The organism is Rhodococcus sp. O3, from assembly GCF_048897285.1.
Classification (GTDB): domain Bacteria; phylum Actinomycetota; class Actinomycetes; order Mycobacteriales; family Mycobacteriaceae; genus Rhodococcus.
In genome coordinates, this window is sequence record NZ_JBMBTE010000271.1 from 1 (window position 1) to 2424 (window position 2424).

Annotated in this window: 1 protein-coding gene and 2 pseudogenes; all 3 read right to left on the reverse strand. The window is 69.9% G+C overall.

Annotated elements, in window-relative coordinates:
- A pseudogene (locus tag ACN675_RS28765) lies at positions 1-1139 on the reverse strand (mycofactocin system FadH/OYE family oxidoreductase 2); the annotation flags it as partial.
- A gap of 3 nt (positions 1140-1142) precedes the next feature.
- Positions 1143-1955 carry a mycofactocin-coupled SDR family oxidoreductase gene (locus ACN675_RS28770; protein WP_420754055.1) on the reverse strand — a complete coding sequence of 271 codons (813 nt, stop codon included), beginning with the start codon at positions 1953-1955 and terminating at the stop codon, positions 1143-1145.
- A gap of 30 nt (positions 1956-1985) precedes the next feature.
- Positions 1986-2424, reverse strand: a pseudogene (locus ACN675_RS28775) (2,4-dienoyl-CoA reductase); the annotation flags it as partial.

Here is a 2424-nt window from a genome sequence, read left to right on the forward strand (position 1 = left end):
TCGGGCAGTGGCGTGTCCTCGTATCCGGCGTACGGATTGACCGCGCAGCCGATCGGGCGGCCGAGCCCGACACGGCCGATGCAGTCCTGATTGCAGCCGATGCACGGGCGGATCTCGTCGCCGCGTCCGTCGAGGATTTTGCCCGCGAAACCGGGATCGGCGATGTGGGCGCGCACCGCCCCGACGAGATCGCAGACCCCGTCGGCCAGGGCCGCGCGGACCTGGTCCGGGGTCGTGAAGCGGCCCACCCCGACCACGGGCAGGGCGACGGCGGCGCGGATGGCGTCGGGCACGAACAGCGAATAGCCGTGCGGCGTCGACATGGGCGCCTCGACGAGATACAGGGTCTCGGTCGCGACCCCGACCGAGGTACTCAGGTAGTCCACGTGCCCGGTCGCTTCGAGCATGCGCGCGACGCGCACGGCGTCGTCGAGGTCGATGCCGCCGGGGGTGCCGTCGTGGCCGCTCAACCGGACCCCGAGGACGTATCCGGGACCGAACGCTTCACGCACCGCGGCGACGACCTCGAGCAGCAGCCGGGCGCGTCGGTCGAGGTCGCCGCCGTAGCCGTCGGTGCGCGGGCTGGTGCCGGGGGCGAGGAACGCGCGCAGGATCGATGCCTGCGAGCACTGGATCTCGACGCCGTCGAATCCGCCGTCGGCGCAGCGCCGGGCCACGTCCGCGTAGCCCGCGACGAGTTCGCGGATCTCGTCCGCGCCGATCGCGACGGGCACCTCCCGGAACAGCGGATCCGGGTCCGGCGCCGGCGCCCACAGCGGCCGGCCGGTGTACATGCCGGTGCCCTGGGCGCCGTTGTGGTTGAGCTGAGCGAGGATTCGCGCGCCCTGGGAGTGCACCGCGTCGGTGAGACGGCGGTAGCCCGGCAGCACGGCCGGGTCCCAGCCGCGGATCAGCTTCTCGTACGGCCTATCCGACGGGTGCACCGTGTGCTCTTCGGTGACGATCATCGCCGCGCCGCCACGGGCACGCGCGACGTAGTAGGCGATGTGCCGGTCGGTGATCTCGCCGTCGACGGCGAAGTTCGTCAGGTGCGCGGGAAAGACGATGCGGTTGCGCAGCGTGACCGGGCCGAGCCGCAACCGATCGTGCGGGTCGGCGCCGGTCACGTCACGCGGCACCGGTCAGACCTTCGAGTTGCCCTGGTCGAGCGCCATCTGGCTGCCGGTGATGGTCTTGGCGCGGTCGCTCGCGAGGAACAGCACGGCATCGGACGTGTCGTCCGGGTCGGCGATCGGCTTCTCGGTGAGGATCGGCGCGAAGTTGGGGAGCCAGTGCGGGTACTTCTCGAACATCTTCAGCGCACCCGGATCGGTGCCCATCGGCGTGTTCACGCCGTACGGGTGGATCGAGTTGACGCGGATGCGGTACTCGCCCAGCTCCTTCGCGGCGGTCTGGGTCATGCCGACGAGACCGAACTTCGCTGCGGCGTAGTTGATCTGGCCGGGCATGGCCTTCAGGCCCGCGACCGAGCTGACGAGGATGATCGAGCCGCCGTTGCCCGCCTCGATCATCGCGGGGGTGGCGGCCTTGAGGGTCTTGAAGACGCCGGTCAGGTTGATGTCGATCAGTTCCTCGAACTGCTCGTCGGGCATCTCCCAGAAACGGTTCCACGAGCAGATGCCCGCGTTGGCGACGACGACGTCGAGGCGGCCGAACTGGGCGACCCCTTCGTCGACGACAGCCTTCAGGGCCGCACTGTCGCGCACGTCGGCGATGCGGGCGACGATCTTGCCGCCGGCTTCCTCGACGAGCCGCACGGTCTCGTCGAAGTCCTCACGGGTCGCCTGCTCGTAGGCGACGTACTCGGAGACCGGTCCGGCGACGTCGACGCCGATGATCGAGGCCCCTTCCCGCGCGAAACGCAGCGCGTGGTTTCGGCCCTGCCCGCGCGCGATGCCGGTGATGAAGACAACCTTGCCGTCGAACTCGCCCATGTGGCGTTCCCTTCGATCCGCGATTGAAATCTATTGCAGTTCTGCGGCGAGACGATACCCCTCCCGGATCGCCTCCCGCACCGTCCGTGGTGCGACGCAGTCACCGATTCCATTGCGCCTGATCCCGGCGAATTTGTCATCAGGCAATCCCGCTGAGCAGTCCACCAATAGTGCATCCGGAACGGTGGCCCGTTGCCCGGTGACCGGGTTCTCGAGGTGGACACCGGTCGGGTCGACCGCGCGCACCGTGACGCTGCGTTGGCGGGAGATGCCGGCCCGGTGCAGCCGGGCGTTCGCGTCGACCAGGTCGCCGGTGGGTGCGAGCCGCGATCCGGCGATGGGATCGCACGTCGCGTAGTGCACCCGGTGGCCGAGCGCCGCCAGCCGCTCTGCGACCGCGACCGCGATCGGCCCGCCCATCGGATCCCACACGAGCATCGTCCGCGGCTCGGCCGGCAGACGATCCAGG